Origin of the sequence: Schaalia odontolytica (assembly GCF_002847525.1) — a bacterium.
Lineage (GTDB): Bacteria > Actinomycetota > Actinomycetes > Actinomycetales > Actinomycetaceae > Pauljensenia > Pauljensenia odontolytica_B.
Genome location: NZ_PKKM01000005.1, coordinates 4,814 through 23,061, shown reverse-complemented (window position 1 = coordinate 23,061; position 18,248 = coordinate 4,814). Strand labels below are relative to the sequence as shown.

Here is an 18,248-nt window from a genome sequence, read left to right as displayed (position 1 = left end):
GCCTCGAACGTGACCGTAGGCGTCGCTTCTGGTAGATTGGCGCGTGCGTGGGGCCTTTAGCTCAGTTGGCTAGAGCGTCTGGTTTACACCCAGAAGGTCATCGGTTCGAGCCCGGTAGGGCCCACAAAACGCTCGGGGGCCGGAAGCAGCAGCTTCCGGCCCCTCAGTGTTTGCTTCGAGCAGTGTGCGCGACGCGCGTCAGTCCTCCTGAGCGCGCTCCTCGGCGACGTCTTCACCGACGACAAGCTTGCCGGATGCGCCAGCGCCGAGCTGCTCCAGGGCCAGGCGGCCCACCAGCTGCTGGTTCGTGGTCGTGCGCTGGGGGCGTGCGCCGGACAGGAAGCTGAAGAACCAGCTGACCAGTGTGCCCACCTGGGACTTGAAGCCGACGATGTAGAGCAGGTGCAGGAAGCACCAGGCCACCCAGGCGACGAAGCCGGTCAGCTTCTTGTTGCCCATCTTCACGACGGCCTGGAAACGAGAGATGGTCGCCATCGAGCCCTTGTCGTTGTAGACGAACTCGGTGGTCTTGGGGGCGCGGCCCGCTAGGCGAGCGGCGATCGTGTCGGCGGCGAAGCGCGCGGACTGGATCGCGCCCTGTGCGACGCCGGGGACGCCCGGGAAGGCCATCATGTCGCCGAGCACGAAGATCTCGGGGTGGCCCGGCAGTGTGAGGTCCTTGTTGACGGTGACGCGCCCCGCACGGTCCACCTCGGCACCCGTCGCCTCACCCAGCGCGCGGCCCAGCGGGCTCGCCGCGACGCCAGCGGCCCACACCTTGCACACGGACTCGATCCGCTCTTCCTCGCCCGACTTGTACTTGAGGGTGACTCCCTCGGAGTCCACGCCGGTGACGAAGGCGTTCATCTTCATCTCGACGCCAAGCTTGGCCAGGGCCTCTTCGGTCTTGAGGCCGAGCTCCTCGCCGAACGGGGGGAGGGGGTGCTCTGCGCCGTCCACCAGGATGACGCGCGCCTTGGTCGGGTCGATGTTGCGGAACTCGCCCTTGAGCGTGTGCGAGGCGAGCTCGCGGATCTGTCCGGCCATCTCCACGCCGGTCGGTCCGGCGCCCACGACGACGAAGGTCAGGAGCTTGTCGACCGCAGTCGGGTCGGTCTCGATCTCGGCCAGCTCGAAGGCGCCGAAAATACGCGCGCGCAGCTCGAGGGCGTCGTCGATGGTCTTCATGCCGGGGGCGAACACCGCGAAGTGGTCGTTGCCGAAGTAGGACTGGCCCGCACCCGCCGCGACGATCAGCGTGTCGTATTCGGTGCGCTCGTGCTTGTTGTGGTTGCGCCACTTGACAGTGCGAGTCTTGACGTCGATTTCCTCGACGAGGGCCTGCAGGACGGTCACGTTCTTCTGGCCGCGCAGGATCTCGCGCGTGGTCGGGGCGATGTCGCCCTCGGAGAGAATGCCCGTGGCCACCTGGTACAGCAGAGGCTGGAAGAGATGATGCGAAGTACGGGCCAGGATGGTGATGTCGGCGTCGGCGTTCTTCAGTCGACGAGCTGCTGTCAGGCCTGCGAAGCCGGAACCGATGATGACAATGCGGTGGCGGGACATAAGACTCTCCTTCAATTAAGCAAGGCTAATCTTACCTAAATATGGTGCTTGCACTTTGTGAGGTCTGGCGCACTAGGGCCCAATGTCCTCACGCGTCGAAGAGGCGTGCTGCCGCGACCGGATCCGGCTTGCCCGTCGTCGTGGTCGGCAGCGCGTCGACGACCAGGGCTCGACGCACCTTCTCCCACGGAGCGAGGGAATCTCGCAGGGCATTGGACAGTGAATCAGCACTTATGGACGAGGCCTGGGCCCGGCCCTGCACAGAAGGCACGATAAGCGCCGCGACGATCTGCCCCCAGCGCCCATCCGGCAGTCCCACGACGAGCGCATCCGACACCTCGTCGAGGGAGCGCAGGGCGCGTTCGACCGTCGGGGGAGCGACGAGCTCTCCGGCCGTGTTGATCATGCGGTGGGCGCGTCCCACCATGTGCAGCCAGCCGTCCGTGTCTCGCGTCGCCAGGTCGCCGGTGCGCAGCCACTCCTCGCCGCTCACGACACCCGGACCGCGCACCCAGATCTCGCCCATCTCATCGACGGCTGCTTCGCGCTCGTCGGTGGCCATGACGCGCAGGTCCACGTAGGGGAAAGGAACCCCCAGCGATCCGGCTGGCGCCAAGGAATCAGGAGTCGCGACCGTGCCCGCACCGGAGGTCTCGGTCATGCCCCACACGTGAATGGGGGACAGGCCGACCGCTCGCATTGCATCCGCGAGGTCCGCCGTCATCGCGTCGCCGCCGATGAGGGGACGGATCCACGACGACAGGTCGCCGCCGGCGCGCTCATGCTCGTCGAGGATTGCACGGACGATCGCGGGTACGGCGAACATCATCGTGATCCCGTAGCGCTCGATCGCGTCGATGACGCCGCGCGCGTCGAAGGAGCCCGGAAAACCGAGCGTCACGAGGGTTCCGCCGTGCGTCCACACGTCCATCGAAGTGCCGTTGAAGCCTCCTATGTGGCTCGCGGGCGCGCACACACCCACGACGGACGACGTCGGCGCGTAATCGAAGCCCTCGCGGAAGTTCGTCGATCCCCACCACATGACCTCGTGCGTGAGCTCGACGGGACGAGGAGTGCCCGTGGAACCCGACGTGAACAAGATGGCGGCGAGCTCGGTCCCGCAGCGCGCGGGGGCCCTGCCGATGGGTGTGGTGCGATCCACCCAGGCCGCCAAGTCCGCAAAGGACGCGACCTGCGCGCCCACCCCGGACAGAGCGGGAGCGTGGGTGGAAGAGGGTCCGTCGAGAAACACCCACGAGACGCCCGCCTGCTCGCACATCGAGGCGAGCGCAGCCGAGGGCATACGCGGGGACAGCGGGACCGTCACCGCGCGCAGCCACGAGGCCGCGACGAACGCGATGTAGTGCCACGGCGAGTTCGCCCCGATGACTCCGATGCGTGTCCCCTCGCCGATACCGGCATCCTCAAAGGCGGCGGCGAGGCGAGCCACAGTGTCGGCCGCCTCGCGCACGCGCCACTCCTCGCCGGTCGCCGCGTCCACCAGGGACAGCCGGTTCGGATGGCGACGCGCCGCCGCGAGGAGCGCCCGCGCGGGAGAATAGTCGGGGATCACGAGGCCGAGGCGGCCGTCGCGGCCATCGCCGCGTGACGCTCCGAGCGCTCCTTCAGGCGTGCCAGGACGGAGCCGGCCTCCTGCAGCGTCGACCCGGAGTTCTCAATGTGGCGCAGCTGCTCGGGGATCTCGAAGCCACGGGCACGCATGCCCTTGGCCCACAGCAGGCCCGCGCGGTACGAGGAACGCACGAGGGGGCCGGCCATGACGCCCGCGAAGCCAAGCTCCTCGGCCTCCGCTGCCAGCTCGACGAACTCTTCGGGGTGGACCCAGCGGTCGATCGGGTGGTGGAGTGGAGAGGGGCGCAGGTACTGCGTGAGGGTCAGCAGGTCGCAGCCCGACGCATGCAGGTCGCGCATGGCGGCGCTGATTTCCTCACGCGTCTCGCCCATGCCCAGAATCAGGTTCGACTTGGTGACCATGCCGCCGTCGTGGGCGCGCTTGATCATGGCGAGCGAGCGGTCGTAGTTGAAGGCGGGGCGGATCTTCTTGAAGATTCGCGGCACCGTTTCGAGGTTGTGCGCGAAGACCTGCGGACCCGCCTCGATGACCATGTCAATCGACTCGGCCTGACCACGGAAGTCGTCCACGAGGAGCTCCACGCCCGTGCCCGGGTTGAGCTCGTGGATGAGGCGGCACGTCTCGGCATAGAGCCACGCCGCGCCGTCGGGCAGATCGTCTCGGGTCACGCCCGTGATCGTCACGTAGCGCAGGTCGAGGTCGCGCACGGACTCGGCGATACGACGCGGCTCATCCTTGTCGTACTCCGTGGGACGGCCCGTCGCGATGTCGCAGAAGTCGCAGCGGCGCGTGCACAGGGCACCGCCGAGCAGGAAGGTCGCCTCGCGGTCCTGCCAGCACTCGTAGATGTTGGGGCAGCCGGCCTCGGCGCACACCGTGTGCAGACCCTTGGCATGCGACAGGGAGCGCATGTCCTGGTAGTTCTCGCCGGCCTTGGCGGTCGTGCGGATCCACTCGGGCTTCTTCTCAATCGGAGTTTGCGAGTTACGCACCTCGATGCGCAGGAGCTTGCGTCCTTCGGGATCGGGCAGGGTACTCATAGCGTTGACCTCATCGTGTAGGAAACGGAAGTGGGAGTGGTCGCCAGGCAGGGGGAGATGTGCTCCACCATGCGCGGGAGAAGTTCGGATGCGGCGTCGGAAACCGTCGTGTGGATGCCCTCCCACGACAGGGAGGTCACGTCGGCGTCCGTGAGGCCGCAGGGGATGATGCCCTCGAAAGCGTGCGCCGGGTCGATGTCGACGTTCAGGGCAATGCCGTGCAGGGTCGCGCCGCGCGCCACCTTCAGGCCGATCGCGCAGATCTTGCGGTCGCGGCGACCCTCTTCGGTCAGCCACACACCCGCGCGGCCCTCGACGCGGTGCACGGGCAGGCCCCAGACCTCGCGGACGGTGTCGATGACCGAGGCCTCGACCGCGCGGATCCACTGCACGAGGTCGACGGGCTCGCGCAGGCGAACGACGGGGTAGACGACGACCTGGCCGGGGCCGTGCCACGTGGCGGAGCCCGCTCGATCGGTACGGATTACGGGTACGGTCGTGGAGGGAATATCCTCGGGTTTCGTGTGGCGACCCGCCGTCCACGTGGGCGTAAATTGAGAAACGATGAGCGTGTCCTCGCCGCCGGCGAGGACCTCCTCGTGCAGGGAGCGCTGGAGCGCGTCAACCTGCGTGTATTCGACCAACCCCTGGTCGAGTAGACTCAAAATCTGCACGTTGTGATCATAGTCGCGGGCATGGTCCCTTGCCAGATGGGGGTCCGGTATGCTTGACGCATGCAGTCTTCGTCTCAACTCAATGGCCCTTCTATCACGGCCGATACGTCCGCATCGACGTGGACTGTCGGCGACGTCATGGCCCTCATGGAGTCCTGGTATCCGGCGGCTTCGGCCCAGCCGTGGGACCGCGTCGGGCTTATCGTTGGCGACCCCTTCGCTCCCGTTCGGTCGATTCTCCTCGCGCTTGATCCCACCGCGGCTATTGCCGCTCAGGCTGTCGCCGGTCCGTCCGGTGACGGGGAATCCTACGACATGGTGATCACGCACCACCCGCTGCTCCTGCGCGGCGCGTCCTTCCTGCCGGTGACCGACCCGAAGGGCGGCGTCGTCACGACCCTGATCCGCTCCGGTATCGCGCTGTTTAACGCGCACACCAACGCGGATGTGGCCTGCGACGGCGTCGCGACGGCGCTCGCCGATCTGATCGGCCTGCGCGATACCGCGCCCCTGGAGCCGTGTGGCACCGACGCCGAGGGACACGAGATCGGCCTGGGACGCGTCGGCACCGTCGACGAGACCACGCTCGGCGCCTTCGCTGACCACGTCGCATCCGTGCTGCCTGCGGGCCCCTCCGGTCTCTTCGTCGGTGGCGACGAAACTGCCCCGGTGCAGCGTGTAGCCGTTCTGGGCGGCGCTGGGGATAGCGCGCTCGAAGCGGCGCGCGCCGCCGGAGTTGACGTGTACCTCACGGCGGACCTGCGCCATCACCCCGCCTCCGAGCACCTCGAGGGCGGCGCCCCCGCGCTGCTGTGCGGATCCCACTGGGCGACAGAGTCCCCGTGGCTTCCCGTCCTCGCACGAAAGCTGCGCGAGGCCGCTCGCACCGCCGATGTGGAACTTCGCGTGGAAGTCTCTACGATTGTCACCGAGCCATGGACCAGCCACCGAGTCACCCAGGGAGAACTAGCGTGAAAGCATCGCACACCGACCAGCTCGAACTTCTCGAGCTTCAGAAGCTCGACCAGAAGGAGTCGGCGCTGCGCCACAAGCGCGATTCTCACCCCGCGCACGCGACGGTTCGCGAGTTCGCCGGACGCGTTGCTGACCTCCAGCGCGCCGCGATCAGCCAGAGTGCCGTTATCGCGGACACGATGCGTGAGGTGACCCGCATCGAAGATGAGATTGCGAAGGTCACTGAGCGTCGCAAGCGCCAGCAGAGCCGCATCGACAACAACCAGGTGCCGCTGCGGGACATTTCGGCCATGGAACACGAGATCGCCCAGATGGACCGCCGCCTCGCCAAGCTCGAGGACGATCAGGTGGAGGCCGAGGAACGCGTCGAGGCCGCCCGTGCGGCCCAGGACAAGATGAAGGCCGAGGCTCAGGCTATCGCCGCCGACATCGAGGCGCTCAAGGCCCAGTTCGAGGCCGACGTCGCCGATTCCGATGAGGAACTGCGTCGCATCATCGCAAAACGTCGTGAACTCGCCGATCGTCTGCCCGCGGACCTTCTCGAGGAGTACGAGGACGCGCGCCGCCGCAACGGCGCTCTCGCCGTCATTGAGGTCCGCGATGGCTACGGAATCGGTGTCGCCGCCGACCTGAGCCCGATGGAACTCGAGCGTATTCGCCTGACGCCCGCCGACGAGCTCTACCTGACCGAGGACACGGCACAGATCGTCGTGCGCACGGCGGCGAACACGCCGCGCTGAGGCTCAGGCCTCGATAACGTAGGCGTCCGCCAGGTAGAAGCCCTGCCTGCTCTTCGTGACCGTCACCCGCACCCGGGTGGCGGTCACGGGCTTTTCCAGGGTGACGATGCGGCGGTAGCCGACGCACTGGACACGAGCAATCTCCCGCTCAACGTCGCCGTCGACGTACGCGGTCACCACGGCCTCGTCGATGCGCTGCCCCTGGGAGATGTCCTCCTCGAGGACGATCGCGCCAAGCGCGTGAGGCTCATCAAAGCGCAGGGTCACGACGTCGCCGTCGTCCTCGCGGGATGCTGTGATGCGACGCGAGCGGAAGTCAGCGATCTTCTCGCCCAGGCGCGCCAGGACCTCGACGTCAGCGTCTGCGATCAGGCCGTCGCGGTTCGGCGGAACATTCAGGAGGAAGGTGGCATTCCCGCCGACCGAGCCCTTCCAGATCGAGAACAGCTCCTCGACGCTGCGCACCTGCGAGTCCTCGACGTCGTGGTGGAACCAGCCCTTGCGCGTTGAGGTATTGACCTCGGCCGGGTACCAGGCGAGGGGACCGGAATAGTCGGCCAACGCCTCGCGCGAGCCCAGATCCTCGTCCCCGGAAGCCACCTGACGAGAGAACTCGCCGTCGTCGGCCTTCTGGGACTTCTCTGCGGTGCGCTCGGCCTCGCGCAGGGATGCCGGAACGACCGACCACTCGTTGGCTCGAACGGAGCCGGCCTCGTTGCCGCACCAGCGCACATCCGGGCCGCACACCGAGATGACGGCCTCGGGGGCCAGCGCGCGGACCGTGTCGTAGATACGCTGCCAGTCGTAGACCTGCACCTTGCCGTTGGGGCCCTCGCCGCACGCGCCGTCCAGCCACACGGAAAAGACCGGGCCGTAGTGGGTGAGCAGCTCGATGAGCTGGTTGATGTAGAAGTCGTTGTAGGCCTCGCCCTGGCCGTAGGTCGGCTCGGTCATGTCCCAGGGGGAGAGGTAGATGCCGAACTTGAGACCGTGACGCGCGGCCGCGTCGGACACCTCGCGCACGAGGTCACCGCGCCCGCCCTTCCACGGCGAAGACTCCACCGAGTGCTTCGTGTAAGCCGACGGCCACAGGCAGAACCCGTCGTGGTGCTTGCAGGTCAGGATTACGCCGGTCATGCCGGCGCTGACGAGGGCGCGCATCCACTGATCGACATCGACGTTGCCCGGATTGAACAGGGCGGGATCCTCGTGGCCCTCGCCCCACTCGCGGTCCGTCATCGTGTTCATACCGAAGTGGATGAACGCGTACATCTCCATTTTCTGCCACTGGAGCTGACGGTGGGTGGGCCGAATATTGGCCAGGTAGTCCTCGTTGATCATGCCTATGGTTTCCGCTTGATGGCCGATGTGTCGGCCGGTCCTGCACCCTGCAGGTTCCGGAAAAAGGATAGCCTACCTATCAGTGCGTAACCAACGTGACTGTGCGTGTTGATCCGCCCTTTTTCGTCTGCTTTTCAGGGCCATATTCCACGCCAGTCACGCGGTGTTCGTGTCCCTTCGCGTCACCCAGTGACAGCGAGTACGCGGCCTCCTCCAGGGCCTTTTCCGCTGCCGAGGTTTCCTCGGCGCGATAGCCGTCAGAGGCCAGCAGCAGCCCGGTGATGGCGCCGCGCCAACGCTTCGCATCATGGGAGATGACCGAGCGCTTGCCGTCCGCCTCGCGCTCGACGCGCAGCTCCCAGACGCGCGCCCACGGTGCTTTGCACGCGGCGCGATAGGGTCCGGATCGTCCATCGATAATGATGCGCTCCGATGCCTCAGCGGACAGAGTCTCGTCGAGTCGCGGCGCCCACCAGGTCGACAGGACGCCGAGGTCAGGCAGGGATACACCCATCGCAAGACGATGGTCCGGAATGAAGTCACTAGGGGAGAGGACTCCAAAGAGTCCAGAGAAGATCGATACGTTCGCCGCACCTGCGCTTGTCCAGGCGTTCGGTGCGCACTCCTCAATCGCCTCGTACAGCACTCCGGTAAACAGGGACGAGGCCGGGGCGCAGGGAGCAGAATCGAGTGCGGTGTTCACGGAGAGGTCGATGCGTGCGCCGACCTTCAGGACGGCAGCCGCTTCGGGGCCGTCTCCGAGAGCCGCGAGCGCGTTGCAGACGGTGCGACGGCTTGTCGCGAGGCTAGCGCGGGACAGTGCGTTGACGTCCAAAGACGGGCCCTGCGCAGGCGCGTTCTTTCCCTCCGACGGGGGCAACCAGATCAGCATGGTGACCACCCTATCGCGGGGGCGCGGACATGCGCGCTATGATCGATGCGGATCTGCCGGCTGGGCGGCCGCGCGCGGAAACGCTCGAGGAACGTCCGGGCTCCACAGGGCAGGGTGATGGCTAACAGCCACCCGGGGTAACCCGCGGGACAGTGCCACAGAAAACAAACCACCGGCGCGTATGCGGCGGTAAGGGTGAAAAGGCGAGGTAAGAGCTCACCAGCGGCGCAGGTGACTGCGTCGGCTAGGTAAACCCCACCCGGAGCAAGACCGAGCAGCAGGCAGGGCGGCCCGTCCAATGCCTGCGGGTAGGTTGCTGGAGGCCGTCGGTAACGACGGTCCTAGATAGATGGTCGCCACCGCACGACCGGTAACGGCGTGCGTGACAGAACCCGGCGTATAGGCCGACAGATGCCAGAAGGACCCCGACTCGCGTCGGGGTCCTTCTGCGTGCTCGGTGCGTCCGCGATCAGGCGCTGTGCTGCGCCGCGTAGTAGGCGGCACCGACGATGCCGGCGGTGTTGAGAAGCTTCGCGGGGATCATCGGGGTCTTCAGATCCAGGAGCGGCATGAACTTCTCGTGGTTCTCAGACACGCCGCCACCGACCACGAAGAGGTCGGGGTTGAGCAGGAACTCGACGTGGCTGTAGTAGCGCTGGAGGCGCTGCGCCCACTGCTCCCAGTTCAGGCCCTGGAGGGTCTTCTGGCCCGAGGAGGCGTTCTTCTCCGCATCGGTGCCGTCGATCTCGAGGTGGCCGAGCTCGGTGTTGGTGAGGAGAGTGCCGTTGACGATAATCGCCGAGCCGATTCCGGTGCCCTGGGTGGTGAACACGATGACGCCGTCGCGGCCCTTGGCTGCGCCGAATGCGACCTCGGCGATACCCGCCGCGTCCGCGTCGTTTAGTGCGACGACAGCGCGTCCCAGGTAGCGCTCCATCAGCTCGTCGACATTGACGTTGACCCACGACTGGTCGAGATTCGCCATGTAGGGGATGACGCCGTCAAAGACGGGGGCGGGGAAGGTGACGCCGATCGGAACGCCGATTGTGACGCCGAGCTGATCGATGACCTCGCGGCACACCGCTGCGACAGCGTCGGGCGTCGCGGGGGTGGGGGTGGGAATTCGAACCTGATCGCCGATGTACTCGCCGGTTTCCAGATCAACGAGCGCGCCCTTGACGCCCGATCCGCCGATATCGATGCCGCATGCGACCTGAGCCATGACCCCTCCTCGGGTAATGAAATCCTGTTGTCGGCGGGCCCCTGAAGCCCGCCGTACCCGAATTGTATGGGATGTCACGACTAATAGCGAAACCCGCCTCAGACTGTGAGAGTCGAAGGCGGGCCTCGAAGAATCAGCGTCACGGAAGGGTGAGAATTTCAGCCCCATCCTCGGTGACGACGATCGTGTGCTCGAACTGGGCCGTGCGCGAACGATCGGCGGTGACGATCGTCCAGTCGTCGTCCCACTGCTCCCACTCGACCGTGCCGAGGGTCAGCATCGGCTCGATCGTGAAGACCATGCCGGGCTCCATGACCGTGTCGTACGCCGGAGCTGCGTCGTAGTGGGGGATGATCAGACCGGAGTGGAAGGCTTCGCCGACGCCGTGTCCGGTGTAGTCGCGCACCACGCCGTAGTCGAAGCGCTTCGCGTAGGCCTCGATGACGCGACCGATCACGTTGATCTCGCGGCCGGGGCCGACGGCCTTGATGCCGCGCATCATGGCGTTCTTCGTGCGCTCGATGAGCAGGTGTGACTCCTCGTCGACGGTGCCAACCTCGAACATCGCGCACGTGTCGCCGTGCACGCCGTCCTTGTAGGCGGTGATGTCGATGTTGATGATGTCGCCGTCTTCGAGCGGACGGTCGTCGGGAATGCCGTGGCAGATGACCTCATTGATGGAGGTGCAGATGGACTTGGGGAAGCCCATGTAGCCCAGGCATGAGGGGTAGGCGTCGTGCGCGATGAGGAACTCGTGGCCGATGCGGTCGAGTTCCTCGGTGGTGACGCCCGGTGCGATGGCCGCGCCGACGGCCTCGATGGCGCCCGCCGCGATACGTCCGGCCTCGCGGATCTTCGCGATAGTCTCGGGGCTCTTGATCTCCGAGGCAGTGACGCGCTCGGGGCCGTCGTGGAACATGTATTCGGGGCGCTCGATGTGCTCGGGGACCGCGCGCATTGGTGAGACGCGTCCCGGCTTTAGCGTGCCGAGGGGTGCACGACGAGCGAGTGCGGATGCTTCCATGTGTATTCCTCTTCTCAGCGGGTAGCGTCAGTCGTTCTTGTAGTTGTCGGGTCCGGGGAAGGAACGCTCGCGCACGGCCTCCACGTAGTCGGACGCAGCCTCGCGGAGGGCCGCTCCGAGCTGGCCGAACGTGCGCACGAACGACGGCGTCCAGTCGGAGTAGCCCGCCATGTCGGACCAGACGAGAACCTGGCCGTCCGTGTTGGGACCAGCGCCAATACCGATCGTTGCGATTGAGAGCGTCTGAGTGAGTTCCGTGGCGATAGAAGCGGGCACCATCTCGAAGACGACGGCGAAGGCGCCGGCCTTCTCGACGGCCTCGGCGTCTTGGCGAAGCGCATCGGCGCCGGCTCCACGGCCCTGCATGCGGGGCCCGCCCAAGGTGTTTTCCGACTGGGGCGTGTAGCCCAGGTGTGCGCACACGGGGATACCGGCCGAGACGAGGCCAGCAATAATATGAGCGCGGCTCTGCCCGCCCTCAAGCTTCACCGCGTGTGCCCCGGCCTTCATGAGGCGAGTTGCGGAGGCAAAAGCGTGCTCGACCGTGTCCTCGTAGGTGCCGAAGGGCAGATCGGCGACGATCATGGCGCGCGAGGTCGAGCGAGCGACGGCGGCGGTGGCGCGCTCCATGTCCTCCAGGGTCACGGGCAGTGTCGAAGAGTGGCCGAGAATCACGTTGCCGAGCGAATCGCCAACGAGCAGCATGTCAACGCCCGCTGCCTCGAGAATGGGCGCAGTGAGCGCATCGTAGGCGGTGAGCATCGTGAGGGGAATGCCCTCGGCCTTGGCGCGCGCGATGTGCTGGATACGCACACGCTTGGCAGAAAAGAGGGCGGGCGCCTGGGACGAGGCCGTGGCCGCGTTCTCCGGTTGCGTGATGTGAGACACGGGATTCCTTCGGTGAGCTGTTGGAGCGCGCGAGAGCGCATTCACGTCTTACAGGGTAGCGCGCCCGTGGATCCGGTGAGCTGTGAGGATAGGTGAACGGGTAGGATAGTGGGCGGTGCGCGTCATGCGCGCAGTAATGACCCCAGATGGAAAGAAGAAGGAAGCAGGACATGGCTGGCAATGCCCCTGACCTTGATCCTCTTGACGAGGCAGCCGTCAACGCCGTTTGCGAGGCCGGCCTCGCCGATATCGAAGCCGCGGATTCACTCGACGCTCTCAAGGCCGTCCGAGCTGCGATCCTCGGTGATCAGGCACCCCTTGTCACGGCGAATCGCACGATCGGCTCACTCGAACCCGCGCAGCGCGGTCTCGCCGGTAAGAACCTTGGACAGGCGCGCAAGGCTTTGACTGACGCGCTCGAGGCGCGCAAGGCCGTTCTCGCCGCTGAGCATGAGGCTCGTATGCTGGTCGAGGAGTCCGTGGACGTGACGCTGCCGACTGCGCGTCGCGCGGTGGGAGCTCGCCACCCCCTCGAGACCCTGATGGAAGAGGTTGCCGACTTCTTCGTGGCGATGGGCTGGGATATCGCCGAGGGGCCGGAGATCGAGCACGAGTGGTTCAACTTCGACTCGCTGAACTTCGACATCGATCACCCCGCTCGCCAGATGCAGGACACGCTCTACATCGACGGCCGTAGTGTGGGCGCCGAGACCGAGGATGGTGCACACCTGGTGATGCGCACGCACACCTCTCCGGTCCAGTCGCATGCGATGCTGTCGCGTGGCGTGCCTCTCTACGTGGCGTGCCCCGGCAAGGTGTTCCGCTCCGACGCTCTTGATGCGACGCACACGCCGGTGTTCCACCAGGTGGAGGGCCTCGCCGTCGATAAGGGCCTGACGATGGCTCACCTGAAGGGCGTCCTCGACCACTTCGCCAAGGCCATGTTCGGCCCCGAGGCGAAGACCCGTCTGCGTCCCTCGTACTTCCCGTTCACGGAGCCCAGCGCCGAGATGGATCTATGGTTTCCGCAGAAGAAGGGCGGCCCCGGCTGGATCGAGTGGGGCGGCTGCGGCATGGTCAACCCGAACGTGCTGCGCGCCAACGGCGTCGACCCCGAGGTTTACTCGGGCTTCGCGTTCGGCATGGGTATCGAGCGCACGCTGATGCTGCGTCACGGCATCGCCGACATGCATGACATCGTTGAGGGAGACGTTCGTTTCTCCCAGCAGTTCGGAGTGAATGGAAGGGGTAACTGACATGCCTATGGTTCCGCTGAGCTGGCTGTCCGACCACGTTGATGTTCCCGAGGGCACGGATGCCGAGGCGCTTGCCGCCGCCCTCGTGAAGGTCGGCCTTGAAGAGGAAGAGATTCACCCGGCGCGAGTCACCGGCCCGCTCGTGGTGGGTCGCGTCCTCACCCGTGTGGAGGAGACCGCCTCGAACGGCAAGATCGTGAACTACTGCCGCGTGGATGTCGGCGAGCACAACGATGCTCCCGGCACCGGCAAGGAGCCCTCGGAGCTGCCGAGCCGCGGCATCATCTGCGGTGCCCACAACTTCGACGTCGACGACCTGGTCGTCGTGTCTTTGCCCGGGGCAATTCTGCCCGGAGACTTCCAGATCGCCGCGCGCAAGACCTACGGTCACGTCTCTGACGGCATGATCTGTTCCGCGCGCGAACTCGGACTGGGGGAGGACCATGACGGCATCATCGTGCTGCCGAAGTACTTCCCGGACCGCGAGATTCCTGCCGTCGGTACGGACATTGTTTCCTGGCTGGGGCTGGGCGAAGAGGTCCTCGAGATCAACGTGACCCCGGACCGCGGCTACTGCTTCTCGATGCGCGGCATTGCTCGCGAGTACTCGCACTCGACGGGCGCCGCGTTCCGCGATCCGGGGCTGCCCGGCGTGATCGCGGCTGAGCCGCCTGCTGCGAACGCCGACGGTTTCCCGGTCGTATTCTCCGACGACGCCCCGATCCGCGGCCGCGTCGGTGTGGACCGTTTCGTTGCTCGCGTCGTGCGCGGCACGAACCCCAACGCTGCGACTCCGCGCTGGATGGTCGAGCGTCTCGAAGCCGCAGGCATGCGCTCGCTGTCTTTGGCCGTTGACATTACTAACTACGTCATGCTTGACCTCGGTCAGCCGATGCACGCCTACGACCTGGGCGACCTGGCCGCCCCGATCGTCGTGCGCCGCGCTCGCGCGGGCGAGACGCTGGTGACCCTGGACGAGGAAAAGCGCGAGCTCGACCCGCAGGATCTGCTCATCACCGACTCTCCCGAGGGAGAGGGATCACGCATCATCGGTATCGCCGGTGTCATGGGTGGTGCCTACTCCGAGGTTGGCGAAGGAACGACTGACGTGCTGTTCGAGGCTGCACACTTCGATTCGGTGTCCGTCGCCCGCAGCTCGCGCCGACACAAGCTGCACTCGGAGGCCGCGAAGCGCTTCGAGCGCGGCACGGACCCGCAGCTTCCCGCGGTGGCTGCCCAGCGTGCCGTTGAGCTCCTCGTCGAATACGGTGGCGGCACGCTCGATCCGGGCGTCACGGATGTAGATCAGCGCGGCGAGGCTGTCGTCATTTCGCTGCCCGTCGGTGAGGTGGAACGCCTGACCGGCGTGGCCCACGCCCCCGAGCGCATCGCCGAGCTACTGCGCACGGTCGGCTGCGTCGTCGAAGGCCCCGATAATGGCGCGTTCACGGTGACGGCTCCCTCGTGGCGTCCCGATCTCACGCTCCCGGCAGACCTGGTCGAGGAAGTCGCGCGTCTCGACGGCTACGACAATATCCCCGTTGTGATGCCGACTGCTCCGGCTGGCCACGGTCTGACTGTCGCGCAGAAGGCGCGCCGTCTGGCCGCCGCTACGCTGGCCGATGGCGGATTGGTCGAGGTCGAGTCCTACCCGTTCGTGTCCGACACCTGGGATCGTCAGGGTGTTCCCGCCGACGATCCGCGTCGCGAGGCCCTGCGCCTGCGCAACCCGATGGCGGATGACGCCCCCTGGCTGCGCACCACGGTGCTCGATACCCTTCTCGACGTCGCCGGCCGTAACGTGTCGCGCTCCAACGCAGACGTCGCGATCTTCGAGGTCGCCAAGGTTGCCCGTCCCGCGGGCACTGTCCCGGCGGACCTGCCCAGCGCTCAGGAACGTCCCTCCGACGAGGTGATCGCGGCGCTTGAAGCTGGTATTCCCGCGCAGCCCTGGCGCATTGGCGGTGTCCTGACCGGACAGGCTGTTCCGGCCGGTGTCCTGGCGAACGCCCGCGCTTACGACTGGGCCGACGCCCTCGAGTACGTGCGTCGTGTGGCCTCGGGGCTCGGCGTACGCGTTGAGGTGACCCGCGCTTGGATGGACGAGGTGCCCGCGCACAAGGGTGCTCCGATGCCTGCTCCGGCGACGGATCCCGCAGCGGTCGCACCGTTCCACCCCGGCCGCGTCGCACGCGTCTTCGTGCGCGCTGGTCGTGACCTCGTCGATGTTGCTCTTGCTGGCGAGCTGTCGCCCGCGGCCTGCCGCGCCTTCGGCCTGCCGTCCCGTTCGTGCGCATTCGAGATCGACATGGATGCGCTGATCTCTCAGATGAGCGAGGCGCCCATCCAGGTCAAGGGTGTCTCGACGTTCCCACTGGCCAAGGAAGACATTGCTCTCGTCGTGCCCTCCGATATCCCCGCGTCGCGCGTCGAGCAGATTGTGCGCCAGGGGGCCGGCCAGCTTGCCGAGTCCGTGACGCTTTTCGACATCTATGAGGGCGATCAGGTGCCCGAGGGCTACCGTTCTCTCGCCTTTGCGTTGCGTCTGCGCGCGGCTGACCACACGCTGACCGCGAAGGAATCCTCGCAGGTACGCGAGCAGGTCGTCGCGAAGGCATCCAAGGTCCTGGGGGCGTCGTTGCGCGCATAAGGCCCACGAAGCGACAGGCCGGTCGAATCGGCGGTGTGGCACCCCACTCATTTGGGGCGTTGTGCCCATCGATTCGACCGGTCTTCGCTTTACGATGGATACATGCACATCCTTGTTACTGCATCATCAAAGCACGGGGCGACGGATGAGGTCGCCGACGCCATCGCTAAGCGCCTCGAAGCGGCGGGTTTCACTGTCGATCGTGTCGCGCCTGCTGACGTGACCACGGTTGAACCCTACGACGCTGTGATCGTTGGCTCTGCCGTCTACATTCTCCAGTGGATGCCCGAGGCGCACGACTTCATGGAGCGCTTCAAGGATGATCTGCGCGACAAGCCGGTGTGGGCCTTCTCCGTCGGCATGAATGGCGTGCCGAAGCACTCGGAGCAGGATGGTAATCGTGTCGGTCCGCTGCTCACCCACGTCAACTGCCGTGAGCTGCGTACCTTCCCGGGTCGCTACAAGCCGGAGCTTCTGTCGCTGCGCGAGCGCTCGGTTGCGCGCCTCGCCGGTGTCGTTGAGGGCGACTTCCGCGACTGGGACGCGATCGAGGCGTGGGCCGACGATATCGCGGCTGCGTTGAAGGCCTGAGAGTTGTGAGAGCAAGCGGGTGAGGGACATCCCTCGCCCGCTTGCTTATTTATATGCGTTCGTGTGTATAATCATGCATATGAGTGCAACACCCGCGTTTCCGAGCACCAAGAGTGCGCGTCATGAGATGATCCGTGATCTTCTGGCGTCCGAGTCGATCGGTAGCCAGGAAGGACTGCGTGCTCGCCTGGCCGAGCGGGGGATTGACGTCACCCAGACGACCCTCTCTCGCGATCTGATGGACCTGCGCGCGACGAAGATCCGCGATGTATCCGGTGCGCTCATCTACACGGTGCCCGACCACGACGGCGGTCTTACCCACGACGCTGAAGCCGCGAACGTCCGTCTGGCGCGCTGGTGCCAGCTCCTCCTTGTCACCTCCGTGAAGGTGGGAAACCAGCTCGTCCTGCGTACCCAGGTGGGTGCAGCTAACCTCCTTGCGTCGTCGATCGACGCGGTGAGGCGCGACGAGATCGCCGGAACAATCGCTGGCGACGACACAATCCTCGTGATCTGCCGCAGCGAAGAAGGCGCGGCTGAGGTTGAACGATCCTTGCTGGCCCTCGCCGAACCCGGCGCACTCCCCGAAAACTAGCTCCGGCCTCGTTCGTACGAACACTGCCCGGGCACCACGAACCCAACAATTGGAAGGAACCCACATGTCGAGCAAAGATCGCGTCGTCCTGGCGTATTCAGGCGGCCTGGACACCTCTGTCGCCATCGGATGGATCGGCGAGCAGACCGGCCGCGAGGTCGTCGCCGTCGCCGTTGACGTCGGCCAGGGCGGAGAAGATCTTGAGGTCATTCGCCAGCGCGCCCTCGACTGTGGCGCCGTGGAAGCGTACGTGGCGGACGCCCGCGACGAGTTCGCAGAAGAATACTGCATGCCCGCGCTCAAGGCTAACGCTCTGTACGAAGGCAAGTACCCCCTCGTGTCGGCACTGTCGCGTCCCGTCATCACCAAGCACCTGGTGAAGGCGGCTCGCGAGTTTGGTGCGTCGACAGTCGCCCACGGCTGCACGGGCAAGGGCAATGACCAGGTCCGTTTCGAGGTCTCGATTACCTCGATGGCGCCCGACATGGACTGCATTTCCCCTGTCCGTGACCTCGCTCTGACGCGTGACGTCGCGATCGACTACGCCGAGAAGCACAACCTGCCGATCGAAACGACAAAGCACAATCCCTTCTCGATCGACCAGAACGTGTGGGGCCGCGCCATTGAGACCGGCTTCCTCGAAGATCTGTGGAACGCCCCGACGAAGGACGTCTACAACTACACCGACGACCCGACCTACCCGCCGCTGCCTGACGAGGTCGTCATCACCTTCGATAAGGGCATCCCGGTTGCTATCGACGGCCGTCCCGTCACGCCGCTCGAGGCCATCCAGGAGATGAACCGCCGCGCCGGCGCTCAGGGCATCGGTCGTATCGACATGGTCGAGGACCGACTCGTCGGTATCAAGTCTCGCGAGATTTACGAGGCTCCCGGTGCCGTCGCGCTCATCGAGGCCCACCAGGCCCTCGAGTCGGTGACGCTGGAGCGCATGCAGCGCCGCTACAAGCGTCAGCTGGAGCAGACCTGGGGCGAGCTCGTGTACGAGGCCCAGTGGTACTCCCCGCTGAAGAAGTCGATGGATGCGTTCATCGAGCACACGCAGGAATATGTCTCCGGCGACATCCGCATGGTGCTGCACGGTGGTCGTGCGACCGTCAACGGTCGCCGCTCCGAGTCCTCACTGTACGACTTCAATCTTGCGACCTACGAGACCGGCGATACATTCGATCAGTCGTCCTC

At 65.9% G+C, this 18,248-nt stretch carries 16 protein-coding genes, 1 tRNA gene and 1 other RNA gene; 9 read left to right on the top strand and 9 right to left on the bottom strand.

Annotated features, from left to right (window positions below):
• Positions 1-50: 50 nt before the first annotated feature.
• Positions 51-124: transfer RNA gene (locus CYJ22_RS04170), tRNA-Val, on the top strand.
• A 74-nt stretch (positions 125-198) separates the two neighbouring features.
• Here the strand turns inward: CYJ22_RS04170 and CYJ22_RS04165 are convergent.
• From CYJ22_RS04165 to lipB, 4 genes are all read right to left on the bottom strand, one after another.
• Positions 199-1,566 (bottom strand): NAD(P)/FAD-dependent oxidoreductase, encoded by a 1,368-nt coding sequence (locus tag CYJ22_RS04165; RefSeq protein WP_060567123.1) that lies wholly within the window; start codon positions 1,564-1,566, stop codon positions 199-201.
• Positions 1,567-1,654: 88 nt separating this feature from the next.
• Positions 1,655-3,139, bottom strand: coding sequence for a class I adenylate-forming enzyme family protein (locus tag CYJ22_RS04160; RefSeq protein ID WP_101601357.1), 1,485 nt, complete (start codon positions 3,137-3,139; stop codon positions 1,655-1,657).
• Entirely contained in the window at positions 3,136-4,200 is a 1,065-nt protein-coding gene (gene lipA / locus CYJ22_RS04155) for a lipoyl synthase (protein ID WP_003795375.1), read from the bottom strand. The genes CYJ22_RS04160 and lipA overlap by 4 nt, the downstream gene beginning before the upstream one ends.
• Positions 4,197-4,874, bottom strand: a complete 678-nt coding sequence (gene lipB, locus CYJ22_RS04150) for a lipoyl(octanoyl) transferase LipB (protein ID WP_101601354.1) — start codon at positions 4,872-4,874, stop codon at positions 4,197-4,199. The genes lipA and lipB overlap by 4 nt, the downstream gene beginning before the upstream one ends.
• 60 nt (positions 4,875-4,934) lie before the next feature.
• Between lipB and CYJ22_RS04145 the strand changes: the two genes are divergently transcribed.
• Positions 4,935-5,849 carry a Nif3-like dinuclear metal center hexameric protein gene (locus CYJ22_RS04145; RefSeq protein WP_101601352.1) on the top strand — a complete coding sequence of 305 codons (915 nt, stop codon included), beginning with the start codon at positions 4,935-4,937 and terminating at the stop codon, positions 5,847-5,849.
• Positions 5,846-6,589, top strand: a complete 744-nt coding sequence (locus CYJ22_RS04140; RefSeq protein ID WP_101601350.1) for a zinc ribbon domain-containing protein — start codon at positions 5,846-5,848, stop codon at positions 6,587-6,589. Before CYJ22_RS04145 ends, CYJ22_RS04140 begins: the two co-directional genes overlap by 4 nt.
• Positions 6,590-6,592: 3 nt before the next feature.
• Here CYJ22_RS04140 and CYJ22_RS04135 read toward each other — a convergent pair whose 3' ends face one another.
• Together CYJ22_RS04135 and CYJ22_RS04130 are read right to left on the bottom strand one after the other, a co-directional pair.
• Complete coding sequence (locus CYJ22_RS04135) at positions 6,593-7,930, bottom strand: alpha-L-fucosidase (protein ID WP_101601347.1); 1,338 nt, start codon at positions 7,928-7,930, stop codon at positions 6,593-6,595.
• Between the two features lie 79 nt (positions 7,931-8,009).
• The gene (locus CYJ22_RS04130; protein ID WP_101601345.1) at positions 8,010-8,822 is read right to left on the bottom strand and encodes a YaaA family protein; all 813 of its coding nucleotides are present in this window, start codon (positions 8,820-8,822) and stop codon (positions 8,010-8,012) included.
• A gap of 52 nt (positions 8,823-8,874) precedes the next feature.
• On the opposite strand from CYJ22_RS04130, the gene rnpB reads away from it, so the two are divergent.
• Positions 8,875-9,238, top strand: an RNA gene (rnpB, locus tag CYJ22_RS04125) — RNase P RNA component class A.
• 53 nt (positions 9,239-9,291) lie between these two features.
• Here the strand turns inward: rnpB and ppgK are convergent.
• From ppgK to panB, 3 genes are all read right to left on the bottom strand, one after another.
• Positions 9,292-10,044 carry a polyphosphate--glucose phosphotransferase gene (ppgK, locus tag CYJ22_RS04120; protein ID WP_007588696.1) on the bottom strand — a complete coding sequence of 251 codons (753 nt, stop codon included), beginning with the start codon at positions 10,042-10,044 and terminating at the stop codon, positions 9,292-9,294.
• Between the two features lie 139 nt (positions 10,045-10,183).
• Complete coding sequence (gene map, locus CYJ22_RS04115; RefSeq protein ID WP_193390525.1) at positions 10,184-11,068, bottom strand: type I methionyl aminopeptidase; 885 nt, start codon at positions 11,066-11,068, stop codon at positions 10,184-10,186.
• A 27-nt stretch (positions 11,069-11,095) separates the two neighbouring features.
• Positions 11,096-11,956 (bottom strand): 3-methyl-2-oxobutanoate hydroxymethyltransferase, encoded by an 861-nt coding sequence (gene panB / locus CYJ22_RS04110; RefSeq protein WP_007588727.1) that lies wholly within the window; start codon positions 11,954-11,956, stop codon positions 11,096-11,098.
• A 170-nt stretch (positions 11,957-12,126) separates the two neighbouring features.
• Between panB and pheS the strand changes: the two genes are divergently transcribed.
• The 5 genes from pheS to CYJ22_RS04085 form a co-directional block, all read left to right on the top strand.
• On the top strand, positions 12,127-13,212 hold the full coding sequence (gene pheS / locus CYJ22_RS04105) for a phenylalanine--tRNA ligase subunit alpha (protein WP_101601342.1): 1,086 nt from the start codon (positions 12,127-12,129) through the stop codon (positions 13,210-13,212).
• A gap of 1 nt (position 13,213) precedes the next feature.
• Complete coding sequence (gene pheT / locus CYJ22_RS04100) at positions 13,214-15,862, top strand: phenylalanine--tRNA ligase subunit beta (RefSeq protein ID WP_101601340.1); 2,649 nt, start codon at positions 13,214-13,216, stop codon at positions 15,860-15,862.
• 102 nt (positions 15,863-15,964) lie between these two features.
• Entirely contained in the window at positions 15,965-16,453 is a 489-nt protein-coding gene (locus tag CYJ22_RS04095) for a flavodoxin domain-containing protein (RefSeq protein WP_101601338.1), read from the top strand.
• Between the two features lie 73 nt (positions 16,454-16,526).
• A complete protein-coding gene (argR, locus tag CYJ22_RS04090; protein ID WP_034496546.1) occupies positions 16,527-17,048 on the top strand; it encodes an arginine repressor in 522 nt (173 codons plus the stop codon).
• A 64-nt stretch (positions 17,049-17,112) separates the two neighbouring features.
• A partial coding sequence (locus CYJ22_RS04085) for an argininosuccinate synthase (RefSeq protein ID WP_101601551.1) occupies positions 17,113-18,248 on the top strand: 1,136 nt, incomplete at its 3' end.

What these genes read in the sequence shown, in the direction of transcription:
- CYJ22_RS04165 (WP_060567123.1), bottom strand. Translation starts at nt 1,566, where the DNA reads ATGTCCCGCCACCGCATTGTCATCATCGGTTCCGGCTTCGCAGGCCTG.
- lipA (WP_003795375.1), bottom strand. Translation starts at nt 4,200, where the DNA reads ATGAGTACCCTGCCCGATCCCGAAGGACGCAAGCTCCTGCGCATCGAG.
- CYJ22_RS04145 (WP_101601352.1), top strand. Translation starts at nt 4,935, where the DNA reads ATGCAGTCTTCGTCTCAACTCAATGGCCCTTCTATCACGGCCGATACG.
- CYJ22_RS04135 (WP_101601347.1), bottom strand. Translation starts at nt 7,930, where the DNA reads ATGATCAACGAGGACTACCTGGCCAATATTCGGCCCACCCACCGTCAG.
- CYJ22_RS04130 (WP_101601345.1), bottom strand. Translation starts at nt 8,822, where the DNA reads ATGCTGATCTGGTTGCCCCCGTCGGAGGGAAAGAACGCGCCTGCGCAG.
- ppgK (WP_007588696.1), bottom strand. Translation starts at nt 10,044, where the DNA reads ATGGCTCAGGTCGCATGCGGCATCGATATCGGCGGATCGGGCGTCAAG.
- map (WP_193390525.1), bottom strand. Translation starts at nt 11,068, where the DNA reads ATGGAAGCATCCGCACTCGCTCGTCGTGCACCCCTCGGCACGCTAAAG.
- pheS (WP_101601342.1), top strand. Translation starts at nt 12,127, where the DNA reads ATGGCTGGCAATGCCCCTGACCTTGATCCTCTTGACGAGGCAGCCGTC.
- pheT (WP_101601340.1), top strand. Translation starts at nt 13,214, where the DNA reads ATGCCTATGGTTCCGCTGAGCTGGCTGTCCGACCACGTTGATGTTCCC.
- CYJ22_RS04095 (WP_101601338.1), top strand. Translation starts at nt 15,965, where the DNA reads ATGCACATCCTTGTTACTGCATCATCAAAGCACGGGGCGACGGATGAG.
- argR (WP_034496546.1), top strand. Translation starts at nt 16,527, where the DNA reads ATGCATATGAGTGCAACACCCGCGTTTCCGAGCACCAAGAGTGCGCGT.